Raw genomic sequence first — 23,878 nt, 5'->3', positions numbered from 1 at the left:
ACGCCTCTTTTGGCGTTATTGTAACGCTAAAGAGTGTCTAGGATACTAGGGGCCTGCCAAATTTCAGGGCTCATTGGCGGGCATGTGCTCGCCAATGAATGACTGATGTTTATGTGTAAACCAGAAATTTAGTTTTTTGCCACCCGAAAAGTGCGTCAACCAGTGTAGGGCCTGATGCAGACGGCAGCAATTAGTCGACTCGTTCTAAGAGTAGCTTCATTGTGGCTAGTTCGTGGTTAGCGTTAAGTATGTTTATCGCTTCCTTTATGAATACGCTACTATTGATAGCGCCACAATTTTTTATGAATCCTTTTAAGAACTCCACCTTTCGGCGATCACTGTCGAAACTACTTAATTTATGAAAGGAGCTTGAGTGAGGCTCGATGGCATCACGATTCAGGAACCCTTCAAAGTCCTCGAAGATTTGTGAGGGATGGACGAGGCCACTATTGGCGAGGCTTGTCAATTTTCCTGGTGAGGCGTAGTCTGATAGAGCTGTAGAATAACCAAAATGATCGAAGTCTTTCTCATAGATGTCCAGCACAAGGTCTACCTCTTCTTGGCTGTAGTAATCGCCTATTTTTTTATTGCTTCCTCTTGAGTGAGGTGCACTATGAACATAGTCCACCGAGTGAGAGGATAGAAATTCTTCAATGCTACCTTTTGTTTCCAAAAAGCCGATAAAGTCATATGAAAGAACATGTGGGAGCAATCCATTGAATTGAGGCCTGAAGTGTGGGTCTAAATTGCTTGGATGTGTAGATCTTATTTTTTTTAGAAAATCCTTGAATGAAAATTGTTCTTTGGTTGTAGCGCGTGGTAGTGAAAATTGTTGGCAAAATGGTCGCCAGATATGTCTGTCGGATCCTTTGCCGATTTTATCAAGATAGGCTGATAGTATGCGGCTAAAGGGGTTTCGAACATATGTAAACAGCTTAAAATCTTTAAACTCACAGCTGTTTTCACTCGACATTAGCGGGAAGGGAGACTGGCCTCGTATGTGGGCGTTGCCGGGTGCGCTACCACTCTCGTTCTTCCATAGAGATTTTTTTATGCTTGAGCATCCAACTTTTGGATTTTGCCAATATAGGAGCTTTGCCTTACGCGCGGGATGACAGTACCAATTAATTTCTTGCTGAAAAGTAAATGACTTGTTCATAGGAATATATACTCGAGGATCAGGGCTGAGTGATACTCAGCCCAATACAGATATCTATTAAGAGGTTAATGAGAGATTTGTATTATCCTTCTCTTCGTTAGTTTTCCCTTGTTTTTGTTCGTTGGTCCAATAGGAAACGCAGGGGATTTTCGAGTGGTCGCAACGCGATTCATATTTCTTGGCGATTTCATTAACTTCGGCTAACAGGCCCTCCGAAAGATAAGTCGGCTTGAGTCCCATCTGTAGGAAGCAGTCGTTCGCCACGAATAGGTCGTTTTCGTCGGCTTCATTTCTGGGGTTGTTAACAAAGTTCACTTCTGCGCCGGATGCGTCGGCAACGAGCTTCGCGAGATCCCGTACACGGTGCGTCTCTGTCATCTGGTTGAAGATTCGGACTTTTTCGCCTTTCTCAGGTTCGTTTTCGACTGCCAGTCGCAGACACTGTACGGTGTCCTTAATGTGAATAAATGCCCTTGTTTGACCTCCGGTACCATGCACTGTGAGGGGGTGGTCTACGGCAGCTTGCATTACGAATCGATTAAGAACCGTACCGTAGTCACCATCATAGTCGAACCGGTTCACCAGGTCGTCATGTAGGCTTGTTTCTTCCGAGTTGGTGCCCCATACAATGCCTTGGTGGAGGTCGGTGATGCGAAGACCGTCATTCTTATTGTAATAGGCGAAGAACAGTTGGTCCTGCGTCTTGGTCATATGGTAAATACTGCCTGGATTTACCGGATACAGAATTTCTTTTTCTACCTCAGCGCCGGAATCGTTTTCAATCTTGACAGTTAAGTAGCCTTCAGGGATTTTCATGCCGGCAGTGCCGTAGCCATAAACACCCATAGTTCCCAAATGTACCAGGTGAATATCCAGGCCGCTCTCAACAATTGCAGCTAGCACATTGTGTGTTGCGTTCAGATTGTTGTCTACAGTATAGATTTTATGCTTTGCGGATTTCATCGAATAGGGCGCTGCGCGTTGTTCCGCAAAGTGAATTATTGTATGCGGTTCGTAAGCGAGTACCAGGTCAAGAAAATCCCTATATTCATGTGCAAGATCAATATTGTGGAAGCGGATGGTTTTACCGGAGACCTCCTTCCAGCAATCCAGACGACGTTCCATTGAGGCAATAGGCGTAAGAGATGAGACGCCAAGCTCGTTGTCAATATTTCGGCGAGAAAGGTTGTCTACGATAACCACCTCGTGGCCATGCTTGGACAAATGAAGTGCCGTCGGCCATCCGCAAAAGCCGTCGCCACCAAGTACAAGAATCTTTTTCATATCGAACTCCTTCGTTTTCAAATTAAATGAATGCCGCACTCTTCGCGGTCTTCAGTTTTTGTGGGGTCAAAGTAGCCACCCGGAGATGGGATGCTGTTTTTTGATTTAAACTCTCTGACTTCCTTGTGACTCCAGTGAATTAAGGGCGAAAATTTAATTAGGTCGCCGGATTTTACAAACATTTCAAGATTCTTTCTATGATCTGTTTCCTCAGCTCTCACGCCGCTTACCCACAGGTCGGGCTTGTGTTCAGCCAAAGCCCTCTGCATTGGTTCAACCTTGGTGTGAAAATTGAACTTCTCCCGACTATCAGGTCCTCCAAGTGGGTCAATACCTAGAACATTCGATAGATAGTTGGAATTGTAGGTAGGCGAATATACTTTTAGGTTAATTCCCGAATTGCGCACGATGCTTTTTATAAAAGCGTATGTATCTCTATGAGTAAATCCAGTATCAATCCAAAGGACGGGTACTTCTCTTGCTACTCTGGCAATCACGGAAAGCAATACGCCTGAGTCATAACCGAAGCTAGTTGTAAATATTGGTTTGCTAAATTCTTGTAAAACTTCCTCTACTAAATGCAGCAGGTCCTTATTCTGTGCAAAGGCCTTGTTAAGAGTTGATATCCTATCAGTGCTCATTCAGGTTTCCGTCTTATTCTGGTTGTTGAGTCGGTGCTTTCTAGTCAGCGTTATCGAAATGTATTAGATTGGTATCTCGCATCAGCACTTTACGCTTTGAAGCGGCAATTGTCTGGCTATTGGCTCTTCTGCGTTTGAAGTGAATCGTATCCTCAGCGATTTTATGTTTGTAGCCCATTTGTATTGTTTCGCAATTCCAATGCCAATCTTCAAATGCAAAACCAGTGGCAATGTCCCTCGCAGAGTAGGGCACATGAGTAAATATGTCTCTATGAGCCAAGCATAACGCGTCCCAGTAGTTTCCGGTGCGTAGAAAATTTTTGCTGAATAGTTGGCTATCCTGATCAATCTTGTGGAGAATATTATTGCTTCCGCCAAAAAACCAGTTGAACTCTGGATGCACGATGTAGTTCTTATTTTGTGATGCAGTGGCAAGTGCTTTTGAAAGCCAGTTTTCGCTCCATATGTCATCGCCGTCTAGAAATGCGATGAAGCCGTCTTGCGCTTCGGATGCGGCTTGATTTCTTACTTTTCCTTGATCTGCATATTCCGTTTCGACGATAGAAAAGCCGAAGCATTTTTCTGCATTGTACGCGATGTCTTTAGTTTCCTGGTCAGCGTTGTCAAGGTAAATCACTTTGTGAAAGCTATAGTTCTCAGGGCCGGCAAATTTTTCACATGCCAGCAAACTCTTGATGGTCGCACCTAAAAGGAGGCCTTCTTTATGCGCGGTGATTATAAGGGTGCACAGGGGGCGTGCTGCCTTTTTACTTGTTGTACTCATTTACGTGTCCAGTGCAATCTTAATAGATTCGTTGTAATTTTCGATCGAATACTTGGATTCCACTAGGTTTGCCAGTGTATTTGCATTTTCTCTGAAGGCCTCGATATTTTGAAGTAGTTCTTGTATGCGGCTGATATAGGCATCTGCATTAGCGTAGCTATCAACTAGACTGCCGCCAAATCCTTCTAGAAGAGTTGGGATTCCCCCAACATTGCTTGCGATTATTGGCGTTCCTGTTGCGGCGACATCGATTAGAATTGTCGGCAAACCATCCCATAAGCTCGTGTATAGCCACGCCGTACATTGATCTAGCGGTAGTTCAGAAAAATCGCCGTACACCCCTTTAAAAACAATATTTTTAGGGTGGCTTTCGATATTGGTATCATTTAAGACTGCCTTTCCCCAAACCCAATATTCAACTTGGGGGGTTCTTCTTGCGATCTCTGTCAGCAGGCGAAAATTCTTTTGACGGTCGAATCGGCCAGCCCAGAATACCTTTGGTTTGGAGGGGAGTATGTTCTTCAGCTTTTGAAGCCTCCTCTGAACCTGAATAGTTTTTTTAACAGTCGTTGGCGAAAGGAGAACCTCTAATTTTGCAAGCTGTGTTTCGCTTAATAAATGATCCTGTTCAAGCTCCCTTTTAATTGTTTCATTATCCAAGAAGATTTTCTTGTGATACTGAAATGTGTCACGAAAAAATTCTTGTGGATAGCCTGTGCGAAGATTCTCAGCGGTCAGGTCCGAACAAAACAAATAGGAATATAGGTCGCAAATTGTGGAGAGTTGCGCTCCGTATTGGCTGAATGTGGTCCAGCCTCGTCGGCTGTTAACATTGAAAACACGTTTCGCTTGCAAGGCTCTAATTAGTGTCGTGAGCGCTAGGTTTTTTTCTCCAGGCGATAGATGCTGTGTTGGTCTAAAAAAGTGCAGTAGGTCTGTGCCTTCTGGGAACCAGTTTGGATAATCGAATGACTCCCCGTCCGTCACAATTATGCAAGTGTTCGTAGAGTGGAATAAGGTTGATAGTGCAGACGTTAATGAGCCTGCAACACGTCCCGCTCCGCTCATGCGGCAATGGGGAATCAAAACAACATTTTCGTAGTGCTTTTTTTGTAAGCTGTGCTGAATTTCCCCCATGGAGTTGTACAGCTGACTATGGGGCGAGTAAGCTCCGGGGATAAATATAGAGCGCCCCCGGGTATCGAAGTCAATTCGTGGTTCAATTTCCTGGGCCTTTCTCAGTTGGCTCTGGATCGTTTCGGAACTTATTTTTGCCTCTACTTTCTTAAGTTCAAGCGCTGTATCGGTCAGTTCTGTTGGGCAGGATTTTCGTTGCGATAGAAGTACGTTGTTTGATGCATCGGCGACCCCGATATCCTTTTCGATAAATGCTTGTAATAGTGCAGATTTTCCACGTGGGATTCTACGATTTTTTGCATATTTCGGGGCATCGAAAACGCGACACGCTTTCCTGTTTTCAAAGATTCCATGATTCAAAAAGTGCTGCAAACGCCTTTCGCTTGGCAGCGAAGCTATGTCCCGATTGCAGCTTCGATATGTTTTTGAGCAGAAAAATGCTGAGAAATCCAAGTCCAATTTTCTTCCGTTTCTCAGCCAGTGTAAAAGGGCTTTGCCCTCAGGGCACCAGAGCTCTTCATGTTCTGCAGATAAAGAAAATCGATATATTTCCTCTGAAAAAATTTGTGCTAGGGGGTTATTTTTCTCTAGAAGTTGTATTGTTGTATTCGATTCCCGCTTTGTGATCGCCTTCTCTAAGGCTGTTCCCTTAAAAAGGTTGATGATTGATCTCAGAAAAAGAAAATCTTCTTCGGACAATACTAAGTTTCTGTATCGTTTTTCAACGTGATTTCTCGGGCCAGCATCCTGCAATGCATTATGCGGGGTTCGATATTCGCCGTACCCATTCGTTAGGTAGTGTTTGAATGACCAGAGCTTTGACTTCTTGATATCATTATATTTCGAGAGATAAAAATTTTCGTCAAAAAAATTCGTCGGAATGATTTTCTCATTAAAGCCAAATCTAACCCAATGAAGAAAAAGCTCACTTTTGTTGAGCTTGTCTAACCCTGGCGCAGATGACTTTTCAATATATGTCGCGCGATTAAAGAATGGGAGCTGGATATCACCAGATGCGACATTTTCCTGCGACTTACCACCTTGTAATGCAACGTATATGTCTGGTGAAAAACTTTTTATCAGATATTTTTCATTGTCGTTTAGGGGTTCTGATATTAGCTTCTTCAGTGATGTCCGTTCCAAGGGCTTTATATCCATCAGGCAATTTTCCCGCTTTGTAAATCTTGATAGAAATTGGCGATGCGTCGAATTGAAGTGTCTAGGTCGATTTTTGGCTCCCAACCTAAATCGGCTCGAATTTTTGTTATATCCAGGGGTGTTCGATCTTGTTTGGCGTTTTCCAGTTGCTCCTGTGAGGTGTTGATTGCAACTTTGATATTTTTTTTGGTAATTCGCTCCACAAGTTGGATGAGGTCATAAATGCTGGTTTCATGTCCGGATCCTACATTCCAGACTCCGGATGCAGGGTGCTTGGCAGCCAATTCGATAGCCGAGCACAAGTCTTCCACATCTAAATAGTCCCTGGATGAGTTTCCTGAGCCGATTATCTCAAACTGCCTGCGGTTGTACGCACATTCTATTAACTTTGGTAAGACGCCGAAGCTATGGAACACTTGGTGAGCGCCAATTGGATTGCTCGGTCTTAAAATTGCGTACCTTAAGCCGTTTGTTCTTGAGTAATATTCAATCGTTTTTTCGACCGCTTCCTTGCCCCACCCGTATGGAGTTTCTGGACTGAGAAGAGTGGACTCTACAATATTCTTTTTGTGATCGGTGCCATATACTTGGCCGCCTGATGAGAGATAGACTAGTTTGACTTTGTTATTGGTCTCCATGGCTCGACGTAAATAGTTCAGAAATGGAATTACAGAAAGCTGAATTTCATCTCGAACATCGATATTTTCGCGCGGTTTTGTGGCGCTTGCTAGATAAACTATTGTGTCCGTTTTTTTTAACAGTTCGGTTGAACCAGAGCCTAAAAATTCATCTTGGGAAAGTGCCTTCCGCTGATGCTTGTTTCCTGCTCTTGTAACTGTGTAAAAATCTACGCCAGTGGTTTCATAGTGAGCTAGAAGGGCTCTACCTACAAAACCGTTTGCACCTATCACTCCAATCATTCCCACCCCCCCCCTGGGGCATTAAAAATCGCGTTTTTTTTGGTCCGTAAATAAATTGTTTGTTATGCAAATGTTTCAGCGTGAAGGAAACTTAAGCCATTTTCATCTTTTTCGGATATTTTCGGTATTGCCTTTTTTGGGATTGGCCACGAAATAGCAATTGTTTGGTCGTCCCATCTAATGCAGCGATCAGATTCTGGATGATAATAATTTGTGCATTTGTAGGATATTAAGGCGCTTTGGCTTAATGTAAAAAAACCATGTGCGAAACCTTCTGGAATCCAGAGTTGGTGTCGGTTCTCATCGCTAAGCACAGTGCCCACCCAGCTCCCATATGATGATGAAGACCTCCGTAAGTCGATAGCGACGTCAAAAATTTTTCCTGATATCGCTCTTACGAGTTTTCCTTGTGGAGAATTAAGTTGGTAGTGCAGTCCGCGCAATACCCCTTGCTGGGACAGAGATTGATTTTCTTGAACGAATCTTGTTTTTCCGCAGGCCCTATGAAAGACATTTTCGCGAAATGTTTCCATGAAATAGCCTCTATCATCCCCATGTGCTATAGGTTCGATTATCTTAACGTCGGGTATGTCTGTTTCAATAAAATTCACAGGAGCATCCTAAGCGTTCTTGGAGATTGACTCCAAATAGGAGCCGTAGGTCGTTTTTGAAAGTGACTTGGCGCCCGCGGCGACACTCTGCTTGGTTATCCATCCGTGGTTCATCGCGATTTCTTCCAGGCAGGCAACCTTTAGGCCTTGGCGCTGCTCCAGCGTTTGGATAAACTGGCTGGCCTCCATTAGGGAGTCATGTGTCCCTGTATCGAGCCAGGCGAACCCTCGGCTCAATAGCTCGACATTAAGCTGGTTCTCTTTCAAATAGATGGAGTTTATGTCTGTTATCTCCAGCTCACCTCGTGGTGACGGCTTGATGGCTTTGGCTATTTCTACGACTTGATTGTCGTAGAAATAGAGCCCTGTCACAGCGAAATTTGATTTGGGTTTTTGGGGCTTTTCTTCAATTGAGATAGCTTTATGGTTGCTATCAAAATCAACAACGCCGAATCTTTCTGGGTCGGACACATGGTACGCAAAAACCGATGCTCCGGATGCTTTTGCAGCAGCATTTTTCAGCTTTTCGGTAAAGTGTTGCCCATAAAAGATATTGTCACCTAGGACAAGAGCGACATTTGAGTCGCCGATAAATTCTTCACCGATGATGAAGGCTTGGGCAAGGCCATCCGGTGAGGGTTGCTCTGCGTAAGTAAACTCAACGCCGAAGTTGCTGCCATCGCCAAGCAGTTCCTTGAAGGCGGGGAGGTCGCGGGGCGTCGAGATGATCAGGATCTCCCGAATGCCGGCCAGCATCAATGTGGAAATCGGGTAGTAGATCATCGGCTTGTCATAAACAGGGAGTAACTGCTTCGAAGTCGCCAGTGTAATTGGGTGCAGGCGAGTGCCGGAACCACCGGCGAGTACTATCCCTTTGTATCCGTTGCTCATGCGATTACTTCCTTTGTTCCTTCCTGCTTTTCCTGGCCAATTCGCTCTAGTTTGTAATTTCCGTTAAGGACGTTTTGCCACCAGTCTGTGTTATTCAGGTACCACTCAACGGTCTTCCGGATGCCGGTTTCGAACGACTCGTCTGGGGTCCAGCCAAGTTCCTTCTGTATTTTGGCTGCGTCGATTGCGTAGCGGGCATCGTGGCCAGGGCGATCTTTCACGAAGGTGATCAGGTCAGTATATTTCTCGACACCGTCTGGCTTTCTGGGTGCCAGTTCTTCAAGCAGTGCACAGATGGTCTCCACTACTTCAATGTTTTTCTTTTCGTTGTGGCCGCCGATGTTGTAGGTTTCACCGACTTCACCTTCAGTAACTACCTTGAAGAGGGCGCGCGCATGGTCTTCTACATAGAGCCAGTCCCGGATCTGAGAGCCATCGCCATAGATGGGTAGTGGTTTGCCAGCGAGAGCGTTCAGAATAACGTGCGGGATCAGCTTCTCCGGGAAATGGAATGGACCGTAGTTATTGGAGCAGTTAGTGACGACGATCGGTAAGCCATAAGTTCGGCCCCATGCGCGGACGAGATGGTCCGAGGCGGCCTTGCTGGCGGAATAGGGTGAGCTGGGTGCGTAAGGGGTCTCTTCGGTAAAGAGGTCTGTGGTGCCTTCCAGGTCTCCATACACTTCGTCAGTTGAGATTTGGTGGAAGCGGAAGGCTATCTGTTTGCTCTCTTCCAGGCTCAGCCAATATTCACGTGCTGATTCGAGCAACGTATAGGTGCCGGTAATATTGGTTTCAATAAATGCACCCGGCCCGTCGATCGAACGGTCAACGTGGGACTCTGCAGCAAGGTGCATTACAGCGGCTGGGGAGTAATGGGCAAAAAGCTTGTCTAGCGCCTTCTTATCGCAGATGTCCACCTGCTCAAAAAAGTATCGCTCTGATCCGTCAATTGACGATAGGCTCTGCAGGTTGCCTGCGTAAGTCAGTTTGTCGATATTGACAACTTTGCAGGTTGTATTTTGAACAATATGGCGAACGACCGCGCTGCCGATGAAGCCGGCACCACCGGTGACAAAAATGGTATCCATTACCTCTCCCCCGAGAAAGTCCAAGAAAAAGAAGGGCTTGGACTCAATAAAACTAATCGGTAATAGTACCAATAGTTCTCTTGGAGGAACAACCTGACATAAATCAAATTCGATGCAAATTGCGGAATTTGATTATATTTTCGCCTCTATACTGTACTCCTACTGATAAAGCTCGCTCAGCGTCGGTTTGTTTTTATACTCGCCGGCTACGTTGGATTTATCTTTCTCAAGCCTGCTGATTAATATTTGTACTTGATGTGAATTCAGTGGCCGCGCAGGCTCCGCGAACAACGCCTGCTCTAGAAGCACAACAAGCTTCGAGAAGTCTGGATTGTTCGATCTTTGTGCAGCTTTGCTCAAGGAGTCTCCGGTTTGTACTCCCGGCTGTCGCTGGGCCCAGGCCAGCAGGGCGGGCTGCAGGTTTGCGGCATCGCCGCTGGCGGCAGCGGTTTCCAGGTCAGGTAATGCAGCCGGCTCTGGCTCTTCTGTAGTCGCCTGGTCGAAATTTGTTCGGATTCGACCTCTCCACAACCAAATAATCAGCCCGGCAAGCGCCAGGTTGGCGATCAGAGAACCAATCGCGAGTGCCCGCCATAGCCAGTTGTTGTCTGCTGTTGCGATTTCCTGCTGCGCAGTGGTTAGCGGACCGGTTTCAGCTGCAGCCCCTTCTGCTGGGGCGATTGTTTGCCCACCGGTGACGGTGAAGGTGAACGGCGGTAGGTAAGCGGCACGTTGCTGCTGGGCCTCAGTGTCCCACCAGGTAATGGTGACCGCGGGCAGGGCGTAGTCTCCTGGCTGGCTGGCAACGATGGCCGTGGTCTCCGTACGCACACCCGTGATGCCCTGCATGCTGGTGGTATCTTCCTTCTGTGGCTGATCCGGGTAGGTTTTTAGGCCATCCACACTCAGTCGCGGGATCGGGGGTAGCTGGGAAGCCTTTAGCCCCTCACCGGTAACGGTCAGGATGCGGGTAATGGGCTCCCCGACCTTGAACTCCTTCGGGTCCTTGCTCCAGGCCTGGGCAATGCCAAGGCTACGCGCAGGTAGCCAGTGCTCGCCGGAATAGCTGTCCGGTCTTGGCATCACCATGACGTTTTTGGACGTCGAGCGCAGGCGCATACGCTTGCTACTGCGATTGAAGATGGAGAAAGGGTCCCGGTCGCCTGTCAGTGCGTGGTAGGTGAGGGCGGGTATTGTGATCGGACCCGGTTTTTCCGGGAACACCGCAAAAACTATTTCATACACCGCATAACCGACATTATTGATGTGCCGGTCGTAGCGGTTTTCTGTCACTTTTTCGACCTGTGCATTGGGGATATCCAGCGGAGACGGGTCCAGGCTGTGCAGGCTGACAGAGGTATACAGGCGTACCTTGACCAGCAACTGCTCGCCGACGCGCACCTGCTCTTTGTCCGTTTCAACCTCCAGGAATGCCTCGCGGTTGGCGCCTTCCGGCAGGGCGCCGGGCGGATTGACCTGCACATCCAGTGGTGGGGTCTTGTGACCCGCATATGAAATGGGCGGGATGGTGAGCTTGCCTTCACGCTTGGGCGCGAGCGTCAACAGCCACTCGGTGAAGCTTTCCACCTGGCCGTTGTAGTTGCGGTACTGGCTGGAGCGGCGGTTGCCGAGTACCTCAAAGCCGACCTTGAGTGCCGAAATATCCGGCTCTCCAGCCGTGTCGCCGTAATAGCGCAGTCGCAGGGTCAGGGTTTCCTCAATGGTGATCTCGCTCCGATCGATGGTGGCCGTCAATTGCCCTTGAGCACTGGCTTTTCCGATGAAGAGCAGGGCTGCTGCGAATGCGGCCAACAGTAGTCGCGTGGTTCGAAATATTATGGTTGTCATTGGGGTATCAAACGCTATCAAAGGTTTCACCATCTTTTGGCCGCTCCATTCTCCGGGGCCTGCCACTGGCCGGTGCGCAGTTCCTGCCTGCGCTTGCGGCTTTCATACTTGAATTTTGCGCGCAGTAAGCCGGATGGATCGTCCGGGACTTCCCGCAACCACTGCTCGAGTCGTTGCTGCTCATCCGGGTCGAGTTCGCTGTCGTCCAGTTGACCTGGCTGAGCCTCCGCTTGTTCCTGTTGCTCTTGTGGGTCTTTTGGGTCCCGAGTTGCTTCGGCTTTTTGCTCCTCCGGGGACTGCTCCTGCTCGGGCTGCTCCGGTTCTGCCTGTGGTTGGGCTGACTGATCCTGACTTTGTTGCTCGTCAGGCTCCGCCTGTTGGCCTGCCTGCTGGTTTTGCTGAGCCTGGCTCTGGTCCTGCTGGCCCTGTTGCTGGTCTTGCTCTTGGTCCTGCTGTTGGCTCTGGCCTTGCTCCTGCTGCTGGTCCTCTTGTTGGGACTGGTCTTGATCCTGCTGCTGGTCCTGTTGCTGATCCGAATCGCTTTGCTCGGACTCGTCACCCTGCTGCTGGCTCTGCTGTGATTGCTGTTCCTGCAGTTCTTTCAGTTTTTGCGCGATATCCCGGTTGTGTACCGCATCCTCGTCGTCGGGATTACGGGCCAGAGCGGCATTATAGGACTCAATCGCCTGATCGTACTGGCCTTGCTGTGTCAGGGTATTGCCCAGGTTGTAGGGGTTATCCGCAAAACCATTTTCGGCTTCGGCGTACTCACCGGCACGGTATTTTGCCGTCGCTCGCCAGTCCTCGCGCTGGAATTTCTCGGCGGCTTCTGCCGGTTTCTCCGATTCCAGCAATTCCGCAGCTTGCTGGTCCTTGTTCTTCCATAGCGATGACCAGTCCTGGGCCAGGGATGGCTGCGGCAGCAGCATGGGAACCGCGACCAGCGCGATTAGCCAGCCGCGCCGGAACGCGATGGCGAGCAGGGGCAGGAGAAGCAACAGAATGGTGGGCCCGGATTCATGCCACTGGTCGAATTCGCGCTCGCTGGTCTTGGCCTCAGAGATATCGGTCATAGTGTCCAGTACCGCCTCGATGTCGCTGTCGTCGATACTGATCTCGCGATAAACGCCGTCATGCGCGCTGGTGAGCTTGCGTAAATCCTGTGGCGAATACCGGGCCACAACAATGGAGCCATCCTGCTCTTTGGCAAAACCGCCGCGACCTACGGGAATGGGCGCGCCGTCTTTTGTCGCCACAGCAATTGCCGATACGCGTACACCTGTTGGTACCTGGCTGCTGATATCCCGGATGGCTTCCGGGGCAATATCGTCAGTGACAAACAGAAGGTTGCCACTGACGTGGCCGCTATCCTGCAGTAACTGCAGGGCGACCTGGGTTGCCATTTCCGGGTTGCTTCCAGGGACCGGCATCATCTCAGGGGCGAGGGCGGGCAGAAGGTTGGCGATGGTTTCCGTGTCTTCGGTCAGCGGCGTTACCACATGTGCCTCACCGGAGTAGGCAACCAGTGCAGTCAGGCCGTCTTTGCGCGCATTCAGCAGGTCCAGGGTTTTCATGCGGGCCCGGGTCAGGCGGTCTGGCTTAAGATCTTCTGCGCGCATGGAGGGTGACAGGTCCAGCAGGATCACCAGCGCGTCCTGGTTGCTGAAGACCGGTGCCGGTAGTTTCTTCCAGGTAGGGCCGGCAAGAATGATTGCCAGCGTCATCAATCCTGCTGTCAGCAGGTAAAACAGGCGGCGGTGATTCTGGTCGCTGCCCTGCATCAGGTGCGGTAGAAGGTCGCTGTCGATCAGGTTTTCCAGCGCGGGCGCTGTAAAGCGGTGCTTCGCCAGGAGCAGGCCCGCGATGAGAGTGACAGGCACCAGCCAAAGCCAGGCTGGCCGCAGGAAGTGGAAATCGGCAAAGGCGGTAAGCCATTCGTTAGCCATTGGCTACCTCCTGTCTTCCTACCTTCCTGTCGGCCGGGTTTTGCCAGGCGCTGAGCCGGCTGCGTAGTAGTGGCGACACCAGCCACGCGATAGCCAGCAGCAGAGCTGCAGCAAGTGGATACCAGTAGAGGGAAACTACCGGGCGGAATTGTGCCGCCTCCTGCTCCATGGGCTCCAGTTTGTCCAGCTCCAGGTAGATCTGCTGCAGTTCCTGCGGGTCCCGCGCACGGAAATACTGGCCGCCGGTTATGTCGGCAATCTTGCGCAGGGTTTCCTCATCCAGGTCTGCGGAGGGGTTGATCCGGCGAGACATATAATTACTGCCAAACAGTCCGGGACGGGAAAACTCTTCCGCGCCGACGCCAATGGTATAAACCTTGACGCCGCTTTGCTTCGCCAGTTCCGCCGCCTTGAGGGGCGGGACTTCGCCGGCAGAGTTGGCACCGTCAGTCAGAAGTATGAGCACGCGTTGTTCCGCCGGCCTTTTCAGCAGGCGTTTGGTCGCGAGTCCGATGGCATCCCCGATCGCGGTACCCTGGCCGGCGAAGCCAATCTGGGCCTCGCGTAACAGGGTGCCAACGGTCTTGCGATCGAACGTCAGTGGAGACTGCATATAGGCGCGGCTGCCGAACAGGACCAGCCCTAGGCGGTCGCCAGTGCGGCGCTGAATGAACTGATCCACAACGGCTTTAACCACCGCAATGCGGGTAACCTGGCGGTTGTTGACCACCATATCCGGTGATTCCATGCTGCCGGAAATATCCACAGCCAGCAGCAGGTCCCGGGCTGATGCCGGCTGGCTGATGACTTCCCCATACCACTGTGGCCTGGCAGCGGCGGCGACCAGCAGTAGCCAGATCAGGGAGAGAAGTACAAGATTGCGACCCCTGCGTGTGCTGCGCTCGCTCCCCCCTTTGATGGCATCAAAATAGGGGACCTTGAGTGCGCTCTGTTGCAGCTTCGCTGGCCGCAGGCCAAGCGCAAACAGAATCGGTAGTGGCAGCATCAGCCAGGCCCAGAGGTTGCCAAACTCAAACATCTGCTGGCACCTCTTTTTGAGTGGGTTCGTGCTGCTGTTGCTGCGGCTCTTGCTGCTGGCTCTGTGCTTCCTCAGCCCGGTGCAGATGTATCCAAACTCTCGCGTAGTTCAGGGTGCTTTCGATTTCGGTACTTGCGATTTCGCCGCGTTCGGTGCCGGCGGCGTAAATGCCCGCGCTCAGCAGCCTGACGGTCGCTTCGGGAATCTTCAGGTCGGCGGTTGATTGCAGGAAGGCCAGCCACTCGGGTCCTGTCAGCGCCGCGCAACGGTCGCGGCCATATACATGGGTGGCGACGCGCTTGAGCAGGGTGTTGATCTCCTGCGCTGCGGTACTTGATTGCAGGTCGATCTGGTCCAGCAGAGCGGCGGCCTCGCGCCGGTAGGCATTACGCCGATGTTGCTGCTTGCGCCTGTAAAGCCAGATGCTGAGTGCAATCAGGGCGCAGAGCAGCAGTGCGATCAGGATCCACCAGCCTGGCGCTAGCGGCCAGAAGCCCACCGGGTCCGGCTCGCGGATGTCACGCAGCTGTGCCAGCAGCTCCATGGCTTTCGGCGAAAGCTGGGGTGCTGGAGCGGCTTGAGCAGCTTGGGTTTTGATCACGCGCTCACCCCCACTGGCCGTCGTGTCTGTTTGGCGCGATAGACCTGACGCAGCTGTTGCACCACCGGCTGGGTGTTATCGATGTCGATCAGCGGTAATCCAAACTGGCGGCACAAGCGGTCTGTAGTCTGGCGGACGGCGAGCTGGCTATTCTCGAAAGCGTTGCGCAGCTGCGTATCGTGTTTGTCCGCGAAGCAGCGTTTATTGCCGTCGCTCAGGGTAATGGAGTCGCGGGGCAGTGCTCTATCTAGTGGGTCGAGTATGCGCAGGATCTGCACATCGGCGTGACGCTGTAACAGGTACAGTGGGTGCTCGCAGTCTTCATCCAGGTCGTGGCAATCGCTCGCCAGCATAATTGCGCTGCCGGGACGGGCGATACGCCGAGCTTCTTCCAGCAGGGTACTGAGTCGCGGTGCGTCCGCGGCGGCAACCGGCGAATCCAGCGCGCCGGCCACGCGCACCATTTCGTTTATCAGCGCCAGCACCGCGTGGTGGCTACGCTTCGGGCGCACGGTCTCGAGGCCGTGGTCGCCAAACACCAGCGCGCCAACCCGATCGCCATGTTGCAGGCCGGCCCAGGCAAGGGAAGCTGCAACATGGCAGGCGGTCACTGACTTGAATGCCCGCTTGCTGCCAAAAAACATGGGGCTGCGCAGGTCCACCAGCAGCAGTACCGGGCGCTCCCGCTCCTCGGTATAAAGCTTGGTATGGGTCTCACCGGTTTTGGCGGTTACGCGCCAGTCGATGGTACGTACATCGTCACCGGCCTGATAGCCACGCACTTCCGCAAAGTCCATGCCGCGGCCCTTGTAGCGGGTGCGCAGATTGCCGGCCTGTTCCGATGTACTGGGAGTCCGCGGCGCAAACAGTTGCAGATCACGCCCGACGGAGCGCAATCTAACCAGGGTGTCGGAAGACGGGTAGGGCCCGGACTGGTCCAGTCCAAGGGCGTTGCTGTTTTGGTCCTGCGTTACAGCCATGGTTCCGCTTAAACCGCTGGCACTTTTTGCAGCAGGCGCTGGGTTACCGCGTCCGCATCAATGCCTTCCGCCTCGGCGGCGAAACTGAGGATCAGGCGGTGGCGCAGAACGTCCGGGGCGACCTGCATGACATCATCCGGTGTGACGTAATCGCGCCCGGCGAGCCAGGCGTTTGCACGCGCGCATCGGTCCAGTGCAATTGTGGCCCTGGGACTGGCACCAAAGTCTAGCCAGCTGCCTAACTCGCTGTCATACTTCGCGCCGTTTCGGGTCGCTACCACTAGCTGCACAACATAATTCTCTACCGCCTCAACCATATGTAGATCGAGCACCTGTTTGCGTGCTGCGAAAATTGCCTCCTGCGCGATGATTGCGCGAGGTGCTGCTTCGGTGCCACTGGCTTCGCCGCGCACGAGGCGCAGGATTTTTGCTTCGGCATCGGCCTGGGGGTAGGGCACGTTGACGTGCATCAGGAAGCGATCGAGCTGGGCCTCGGGCAGCGGGTAGGTCCCTTCCTGCTCGATGGGGTTCTGGGTCGCCATCACCAGGAAGAGTTGCGGCAGCTTGTAGGTGTTGCGACCAACACTGACCTGGCGCTCCGCCATGGCTTCGAGCAGGGCGGACTGGACCTTGGCCGGCGCGCGGTTGATTTCATCCGCGAGTACCAGGTTGTGGAATACGGGGCCTGGCTGGAACTGGAATTCGGCTGTTTCCGGACGATATACATCGGTGCCGGTAACGTCCGCAGGGAGCAGGTCGGGCGTGAACTGAATGCGTTGGAAGTTGCCTTCAATAGCTTCGGACAGTGCCTTGATGGCCTTGGTTTTTGCCAGGCCGGGCGCGCCTTCCACCAGCAGGTGGCCGTCGGCAAGCAGGGCGATCAGGATGCGGTTTACCAGGGCTTCCTGGCCGATGATTTGACTGCTGAGCCATTCCTGCAGGGTCTGGAACTGGTTGCGAATATCCATAACGCGTTTTTGTAATACCTTTTATATGGTTCTGCTTATTTTATGCGGCTTGTGTGTGGCCTAGCCATAGCTTTGCGGGCTTCTGCCGGAATTTGCGACGGGTGGTATCACCACAGCGCCGGGGCAAGCGTACAACTAGATATAAACTGAAGTCCGAGCGTGCCCGATATCCGGCAAATAGCTAAATTAGATGGCCAAATCATAGGTGGCCCCGATGGTTGATTTTAACGACCATCGCCGCTGAGACAAGTCGGCGCGAATTTCATTCTCACCGCTATTCAGAGTGGTGAAAACGTGTGAAGTTCCATCGTTTTGCTGATTGATTGACCGGCTGTGGCGGGCATGCAGTGATCCTGCAACCGACAGGCGGTGTTTGAGGAGAAACAGTTTGAACATGGCAATGGTCGACACGGAAAGCCGTGACGCGTTTATTGACCAGATCACAAGCTACATCCGTACAAAGCTGGGCGAAAGTGCCGAGCCGGTGGTGGAGTTCGCGCGCCAGTTTTTTGACCAGTATGCACTGGAGGACCTGGCGGGCAGGCGGGTAGCCGACGTTTACGGCTGTGTGTACAGCTGGTGGGATTTTATCCAGAAGCGCGACCCGGACCGCCCCAAGGTAAAGGTCTACAACCCGAACCTGGAGCAGGATGGCTGGGAGTGCAGCCACACGATCGTCGGTGTGTTGCAGCGGGACATGCCATTTCTGGTGGACTCGGTGCGGATGGAAGTCAATCGCCGCGACATCATGCTGCACTCCATCAAGAGTACCCGGCTGCAGGTACTGCGCGATGGCAACGGCCAGCTGCGCACACTCACCCCCAAGCCGGCACACCCGGGGCTCGCCAATGACCACGATCCAAATGAGGCACTGATCTACCTGGAGATCAACCTCGATACCAATAGTGCGAACTGTGCCGACCTGGCAAAGACCCTGGTGCAGGTGCTGGGTGATGTGGAGCTGGTGGTGGACGGTTACCTGCCGATGCTGGACCTGTGCGCCGCACTTGAGGATGAGTTGCGCGCCGGCGTGTCAAAGCAGGAAGCGAACCTCGATGAGGCCTGTGATTTCCTGCAGTGGATGCGCGATGGCAATTTCACCTTCCTCGGCTACCGCGAATATGACTTCTGTGACAAGAGTGGTAAGCGGGTTCTCTGTGAAAATGAAGAGCGCCGCCTTGGCGTTTTCAAGACCCTGAAAGTCCCAGCGGAATCCATGCCGGAAGGCAATTTCAGCGCCGGCAAACAGCGCTTTTACCAGGGCCCCAATTACCTGGCGTTTGGCAAGTCCTGGGTCAAATCCCGGGTCCATCGCGATGCCTATTCGGATTACGTCATCGTCAAACGCTACAACGCAGAAGGCGAAGTGATTGGCGAATCTGCATTCCTCGGCCTGTATACCTCTCCGGTGTATACCGAGAGCCCGATGAGTATCCCCATTATCCGGCGCAAACTGGCGTCGATCCTGGAATACAGCGGCCTTGAGCCCATGAGCCACGACGGCAAGGCGCTGCGCCGGATTCTGGATACCTTTCCCCGCGACGAACTGTTCCAGAGCAGCACCCATGAGCTCTTCGATACCGTCATGGGTGTGCTCAGTATCAACGAGCGACGTCAGGTGCGCCTGTTTATGCGCCGCGACCCATTCGGCAAATTCGCCTCGGCCATTGTGTATGTGCCGCGGGATATTTTCAGTACCCGCATCAGGCTGCAGATCAGTCGCGTGCTGGGTGATGCCCTGGGCGCGGAAGACTGGGACTTCACCACCTATTTCTCTGAATCGGTTCTCGCGCGCTGCCACATCGTATTCAAGCTGGCGCCGGACGCTTCACCGGACTACGACATAGCGCGGCTGGAGGCGCAGATCGTGAATATTACCCGCAGTTGGGAAGACCAGTTACTTGAGACGCTGACTGAAAGGCACGGCGAAGAAACCGGTAGCCGCCTGTTCCACGAGTACGGCAATGCGTTTCCGGCGGGTTACCGCGAGGATTTTGATGCGCGCGTAGCAGTGAACGATATCGCGTTTATCCGTGAGCTTGGGCCCGACAACAAGGTGGCGATGAGCTTTTACCAGCCGATTGGTGCGGGTCCGCGCAATATGCGCTTCAAGGTATTCAATTGGGGCGGGGGGCTGACGCTGTCTGACGTGATCCCGGTGCTCGAGCACCTCGGCCTCAAGGTACTGGGCGAGAGCCCGTACCGCATGCGTTGCGCCAGCGGTGAGGATATCTGGCTGCACGACTTCAACCTGGAATTTGGCCTGTCCACTAAAGTGGACGCGCAGGCGTCCAAGGGGCTGTTCCAGGATGCGTTTGGAGCGATCTGGAATGGGGTGGCGGAGAGCGATGGCTTCAACCGCCTGGTACTGGCGGCGCGCCTCAACTGGCGCGAAGTCGCCATGCTGCGTGTGTATGCCCGTTACCTGAAGCAGACCAAGTTCAGCTCCAGCCAGTCGTTTATTGCCATGACCCTGGCCAACCACGTGGAGATCACCCGCAACCTGGTGGCACTGTTCCGCGGGCTATTTGACCCGCGCATTGCCAGTGGCACCGAGTCCGACAGCGTACGTATCGAGCGCCTGACCAAGAAAATCTACGACGGCCTCGAGACCGTCGACAACCTCAACGAAGACCAGGTCATCCGGCGTTACCTCAATCTGATTCTGGCTACGCTGCGTACCAACTGTTTCCAGCTGGATGCTGACGGCGAGCCGAAGGACTACATCTCGGTCAAGTTTGCGCCGAAGAAAATCCCGGGCCTGCCCAAGCCGGCGCCGGAATACGAAATCTTTGTCTACTCACCAAGGGTCGAAGGTGTGCACCTGCGCGGGGGCAAGGTCGCCCGTGGCGGGCTGCGCTGGTCGGACCGGCTGGAAGACTACCGTACCGAGGTACTGGGTCTGGTGAAGGCGCAGAACGTCAAGAATGCCGTCATCGTGCCAAGCGGCGCCAAGGGCGGCTTCGTGATGCGCAGGCCGCCACAGGACGACAGTCGCGAGGCCTTCATGGCCGAGGGCATTGCCTGCTACAAGACGTTTATCCGCGGCCTGCTCGATGTCACCGACAACCTGGTCTCAGGCGAACTGGTGGCCCCGGACCGGGTGATCCGCCGCGATGGCGATGACCCCTACCTGGTGGTCGCAGCAGACAAGGGCACCGCAACCTTCTCCGATATCGCCAATGAAATTGCCGGTGAATACGGCTTCTGGCTCGGTGACGCCTTTGCGTCCGGTGGCTCAAACGGTTACGACCACAAGAAAATGGGCATTACCGCGCGTGGTGCCTGGGTCTCCGTGCAACGGCATTTCCGCGAGCTGGGTACCGATATCCAGTCCGAGCATTTCAGCGTGATCGGTATCGGCGATATGGCGGGCGATGTGTTCGGTAACGGTATGCTGCTGTCGGAGCATATCTGCCTGGTCGGTGCCTTTAACCATATGCATATCTTCGTCGACCCGACGCCGGATGCCGCTTCGAGCTTCGCCGAGCGCCAGCGCCTGTTCGCACTACCTCGCTCGAGCTGGGCGGATTACGACCAGTCGCTGATCTCTGCAGGCGGCGGCATTTTTGAGCGCCGCGCCAAGTCCATCCGTATCAGCCCGGAAATGAAGAATGCGTTTGGTATTGAAGAGAACCAGCTGACGCCCAACGAACTGATCTCCGCGATGCTCAAATCCGAGGTGGACCTGATCTGGAATGGTGGTATCGGCACCTATGTGAAGGCCCGGGGAGAGTCCAATGCGTCCGTCGGCGACAAGGCCAATGATGTATTGCGCGTCAACGGCGCGGACCTGCGCTGCAAGGTCTTTGGCGAGGGCGGCAACCTGGGCATGACCCAGCGTGGCCGTATCGAGTTCTCCCTCGTTGGCGGGCGCTGTAATACAGACTTTATCGATAACTCTGCCGGGGTCGACTGTTCGGACCATGAGGTAAATATCAAGATTCTGCTGAACCAGCTGGTGAGCGATGGTGACCTCACCAACAAGCAGCGCAATATCCTGCTGGAGGAGATGACCGAAGACGTCGCCGAGCTGGTGTTGAAGAACAACTACCTGCAGACCCAGGCACTGAGCGTTGCGGAGTTCATGCTCGGCAACCGCATTGATGAATACCGCCGCCTGATGATCGCACTGGAAAATGAGGGGCGCCTTGATCGCTCGCTGGAATTCCTGCCGGATAACGAGCAGATCATGGAGCGTGTGGCCAGGGGGCAGTCCCTGACGCGGCCGGAGCTGGCGGTTCTGATTGCATACGTGAAGGTGAAGCTCAAGGATGAACTGGCGAGGTCGCAGGTGATCAGCCAGCCGAGCTTTGTTTCGGCGGTGGAAACGGCCTTCCCGAAAGTCATGCGCCAGCGTTACAGCGAGCAGCTGTATTCGCACCGCCTGCAACGCGAAATTGTGAGTACCCAGGTCGCCAACGATATGGTGAACAATATGGGCATCACCTTCTATCACCGCATTAACGAGGCCACGGGGGCGGATATCAACACCATCGCCAGTGCCTACATGACCGCGCGTGATGTGTACGGGGTGGCACGCTTCCGCGAGGGCGTGCACGCCCTGGATCACCAGGTGCCGTCCGAGCTGCAGACCGAGCTGCTCAATACCATGATCAGCCGCGTGCGCCGGGCCACACGCTGGTTTATCCGCAATCGCCGCGGCGATATCGACCCGGCGGTGGAAGTGGAATTCTTCCAGTCGGCACTGCGTCGGGTGATCAATGCGTTGCCGGATGTGCTTATTGGTGAGCCCCAGCGCGATTGGGAAGACCGCTACCAGGCCCTGGTAGCGGCGCAGGTACCCAGTGAGATGGCAATGCTTGCCGCAGCGCCACCGTACCTGTATTCCGCGCTGAGTATCGCGGAGTCCTCGCGTGATAGCGGCTGGGAAGTGGAGGACGTGGCGCGCGCGCATTTCCTCACCGCAGACCTGTTGCAGCTACACTGGTTTGGCAGCCAGATCACCGACATCACCACGGAGAACTTCTGGCACTCGCAGGCCAAGGAAACCTGCATGGACGACCTGGACAACCAGATGCGTACGCTGTCCTGCAACCTGATGCGACTGGCTGGCGATGCGGACATGGAGCTCGAAGCCGCGATCCAGGCCTGGGCGGACCAGCAACAGCTGCTCATCAACCGCTGGTCGGCGATCCTGGCAGAGCTCAAGTCCGTCACTGGCGGCGACTTTGCCATGTTTACCGTGGCGCTGAGGGAGCTGCAGTACCTGGTGAATGCGACCAGTGATATGGAGAGCCTGCAGGTGCCTGTAGAGGAGTGAGGTTCTCTATATAGGCAGGCCGCGCAGGTCGACTCAGGCAGCGGCTTTGTTTATGCTTCGCCCGGACACCCAATGGAGTAGGTATGTATAAGTACGCGCGCAAGGCATTCTTCCAACTCGACGCGGAAACCGCCCATAACATCGCCATCGACGCGATCGGTGCGGCGGAGCGGTCAGGCTTGATGCGGCTGTTCGCGCAGAAGGTGCCCGACGATCCTGTCGAACTGATGGGGTTGACCCTGCCAAACCCGGTTGGGTTGGCAGCCGGCCTGGATAAGAATGGCGAGGCCTATAACGGCTTCGGCGCCATGGGCTTCGGTTTTGTTGAGGTCGGCACGGTAACGCCGCGTCCGCAGCCGGGTAATCCGAAACCGCGTCTGTTTCGCCTGGTGGAATCCGGCGGCATCATTAACCGCATGGGGTTCAACAACAAGGGCGTCCATTACATGGTCGACCGCCTCAAGCACCGGCGCTATGGCGGTGTACTGGGCGTCAATGTTGGCAAAAATTTCGACACCCCGGTGGAGAACGCAGCGGATGACTACTGCTACTGCATGAAGGCGGTATACCCCTACGCCGATTACATTACCGCCAATGTGTCCTCACCGAACACCAAGGGCCTCCGGGACCTGCAGTTCGGCAAGAGCCTCGACGACCTGCTGGTTGCGATTAAGGAGCAGCAGGACAAACTGTCCCAGCAATACGATCGTTACGTGCCACTGGCGGTCAAGATCGCGCCGGATGTGGACAGGGAGGGGATCAAGCAGATCGCCGAATCCTTTGTACAGCACAACATCGATGGCGTGATTGCCACCAATACCACCATCGACAAGACTGCGGTGGCCAACCAGCCGCACGGTAACGAAGAGGGAGGCCTGTCTGGCGAACCATTGCAGGAGCGCTCTACGGAAGTGGTTGCACAACTGGCGTCAGAGTTAAAAGGCGCGCTGCCGATCATTGGTGTTGGCGGCATTCACGACGGCAAGTCTGCCGCCGAGAAAATCCGCGCCGGTGCCACCGCGATCCAGTTTTACAGCGGGTTTATCTACGAGGGGCCGGAATTGATCCGCGAGGCGGCGGATGCGATCGCCTCTGTGCGCAGGGGTGCTTAAACCGTGCTGAATGGCTGCTTGAAGGCTGCTTGAAGGCCGCTTAAATGCAGCCTGTCCCCGATCCCGGCCAACAGACTGCACAATCAAAAAGAGCCCAGGTAAGGGCTCTTTTTGATTATTTCTTGTAGGAAAATTACGTCAAAGGTTACTGAGTCTCTGCGCCTGCGCTGAGCGCCCGAATCCGTTCCAGTGGTCTTCGCGTCCATCCCTCCATCCGTTAATCCATTCCTGGTGTTTTTCACCGTTGGCATGGGGGCAACCGGAGCGGGACCTGCCCCCAGAACCGGCTATATAGCCTTTCTTATAGGCGCGGTCAGACGGATTACGCTTGTGAGCTTTCATTGTGCGCAGCACCTCCAATATCTATGATTGAGGATGTGATTTGACGGGCCGTTCTCCCGAGCTGTTTCATTTCTGTGCTCAT

18 protein-coding genes are annotated in these 23,878 nt (G+C 53.4%); 2 read left to right on the top strand and 16 right to left on the bottom strand.

The features are described 5' to 3' along the window. Positions 1-190: 190 nt before the first annotated feature. From QSJ80_RS13205 to QSJ80_RS13135, 15 genes are all read right to left on the bottom strand, one after another. Positions 191-1,159 (bottom strand): sulfotransferase family 2 domain-containing protein, encoded by a 969-nt coding sequence (locus QSJ80_RS13205; RefSeq protein WP_285764933.1) that lies wholly within the window; start codon positions 1,157-1,159, stop codon positions 191-193. A 57-nt stretch (positions 1,160-1,216) separates the two neighbouring features. Continuing rightward, positions 1,217-2,443, bottom strand: a complete 1,227-nt coding sequence (locus tag QSJ80_RS13200; protein ID WP_285764932.1) for an NAD-dependent epimerase/dehydratase family protein — start codon at positions 2,441-2,443, stop codon at positions 1,217-1,219. A 17-nt stretch (positions 2,444-2,460) separates the two neighbouring features. After that, the gene (locus QSJ80_RS13195) at positions 2,461-3,084 is read right to left on the bottom strand and encodes a phosphoadenosine phosphosulfate reductase domain-containing protein (RefSeq protein ID WP_285764931.1); all 624 of its coding nucleotides are present in this window, start codon (positions 3,082-3,084) and stop codon (positions 2,461-2,463) included. 40 nt (positions 3,085-3,124) lie between these two features. Further along, complete coding sequence (locus QSJ80_RS13190) at positions 3,125-3,868, bottom strand: glycosyltransferase family A protein (protein ID WP_285764930.1); 744 nt, start codon at positions 3,866-3,868, stop codon at positions 3,125-3,127. Continuing rightward, positions 3,869-6,163 carry a glycosyltransferase gene (locus QSJ80_RS13185; RefSeq protein WP_285764929.1) on the bottom strand — a complete coding sequence of 765 codons (2,295 nt, stop codon included), beginning with the start codon at positions 6,161-6,163 and terminating at the stop codon, positions 3,869-3,871. Then, complete coding sequence (locus tag QSJ80_RS13180; RefSeq protein ID WP_285764928.1) at positions 6,163-7,083, bottom strand: NAD-dependent epimerase/dehydratase family protein; 921 nt, start codon at positions 7,081-7,083, stop codon at positions 6,163-6,165. Before QSJ80_RS13180 ends, QSJ80_RS13185 begins: the two co-directional genes overlap by 1 nt. A gap of 62 nt (positions 7,084-7,145) precedes the next feature. Continuing rightward, the gene (gene rfbC / locus QSJ80_RS13175) at positions 7,146-7,694 is read right to left on the bottom strand and encodes a dTDP-4-dehydrorhamnose 3,5-epimerase (RefSeq protein WP_285764927.1); all 549 of its coding nucleotides are present in this window, start codon (positions 7,692-7,694) and stop codon (positions 7,146-7,148) included. A 9-nt stretch (positions 7,695-7,703) separates the two neighbouring features. After that, positions 7,704-8,585, bottom strand: a complete 882-nt coding sequence (rfbA, locus tag QSJ80_RS13170; protein WP_285764926.1) for a glucose-1-phosphate thymidylyltransferase RfbA — start codon at positions 8,583-8,585, stop codon at positions 7,704-7,706. Next, positions 8,582-9,676 (bottom strand): dTDP-glucose 4,6-dehydratase, encoded by a 1,095-nt coding sequence (gene rfbB, locus QSJ80_RS13165; RefSeq protein WP_285764925.1) that lies wholly within the window; start codon positions 9,674-9,676, stop codon positions 8,582-8,584. Before rfbB ends, rfbA begins: the two co-directional genes overlap by 4 nt. 159 nt (positions 9,677-9,835) lie before the next feature. After that, entirely contained in the window at positions 9,836-11,524 is a 1,689-nt protein-coding gene (locus tag QSJ80_RS13160) for a BatD family protein (protein WP_285764924.1), read from the bottom strand. A gap of 26 nt (positions 11,525-11,550) precedes the next feature. Next, positions 11,551-13,470 (bottom strand): VWA domain-containing protein, encoded by a 1,920-nt coding sequence (locus tag QSJ80_RS13155; RefSeq protein ID WP_285764923.1) that lies wholly within the window; start codon positions 13,468-13,470, stop codon positions 11,551-11,553. Next, the gene (locus tag QSJ80_RS13150) at positions 13,463-14,509 is read right to left on the bottom strand and encodes a vWA domain-containing protein (RefSeq protein WP_285764922.1); all 1,047 of its coding nucleotides are present in this window, start codon (positions 14,507-14,509) and stop codon (positions 13,463-13,465) included. Before QSJ80_RS13150 ends, QSJ80_RS13155 begins: the two co-directional genes overlap by 8 nt. Then, entirely contained in the window at positions 14,502-15,110 is a 609-nt protein-coding gene (locus QSJ80_RS13145) for a DUF4381 domain-containing protein (RefSeq protein ID WP_285764921.1), read from the bottom strand. Before QSJ80_RS13145 ends, QSJ80_RS13150 begins: the two co-directional genes overlap by 8 nt. Further along, complete coding sequence (locus QSJ80_RS13140) at positions 15,107-16,090, bottom strand: DUF58 domain-containing protein (protein WP_285764920.1); 984 nt, start codon at positions 16,088-16,090, stop codon at positions 15,107-15,109. Before QSJ80_RS13140 ends, QSJ80_RS13145 begins: the two co-directional genes overlap by 4 nt. Positions 16,091-16,098: 8 nt before the next feature. Continuing rightward, positions 16,099-17,058 carry an AAA family ATPase gene (locus tag QSJ80_RS13135; RefSeq protein ID WP_285764919.1) on the bottom strand — a complete coding sequence of 320 codons (960 nt, stop codon included), beginning with the start codon at positions 17,056-17,058 and terminating at the stop codon, positions 16,099-16,101. A gap of 394 nt (positions 17,059-17,452) precedes the next feature. Between QSJ80_RS13135 and QSJ80_RS13130 the strand changes: the two genes are divergently transcribed. Next, the gene (locus QSJ80_RS13130) at positions 17,453-22,342 is read left to right on the top strand and encodes an NAD-glutamate dehydrogenase (protein ID WP_285764918.1); all 4,890 of its coding nucleotides are present in this window, start codon (positions 17,453-17,455) and stop codon (positions 22,340-22,342) included. 83 nt (positions 22,343-22,425) lie between these two features. After that, a complete protein-coding gene (locus QSJ80_RS13125; protein WP_285764917.1) occupies positions 22,426-23,454 on the top strand; it encodes a quinone-dependent dihydroorotate dehydrogenase in 1,029 nt (342 codons plus the stop codon). 138 nt (positions 23,455-23,592) lie between these two features. Here QSJ80_RS13125 and rmf read toward each other — a convergent pair whose 3' ends face one another. Further along, on the bottom strand, positions 23,593-23,796 hold the full coding sequence (gene rmf, locus QSJ80_RS13120; RefSeq protein ID WP_285764916.1) for a ribosome modulation factor: 204 nt from the start codon (positions 23,794-23,796) through the stop codon (positions 23,593-23,595). Positions 23,797-23,878 lie beyond the last annotated feature (82 nt).

The sequence above is a fragment of the Biformimicrobium ophioploci genome, from assembly GCF_030270605.1.
GTDB classification, from domain to species: domain Bacteria; phylum Pseudomonadota; class Gammaproteobacteria; order Pseudomonadales; family Cellvibrionaceae; genus Biformimicrobium; species Biformimicrobium ophioploci.
This window is presented reverse-complemented; position numbering and strand designations above follow the sequence as displayed.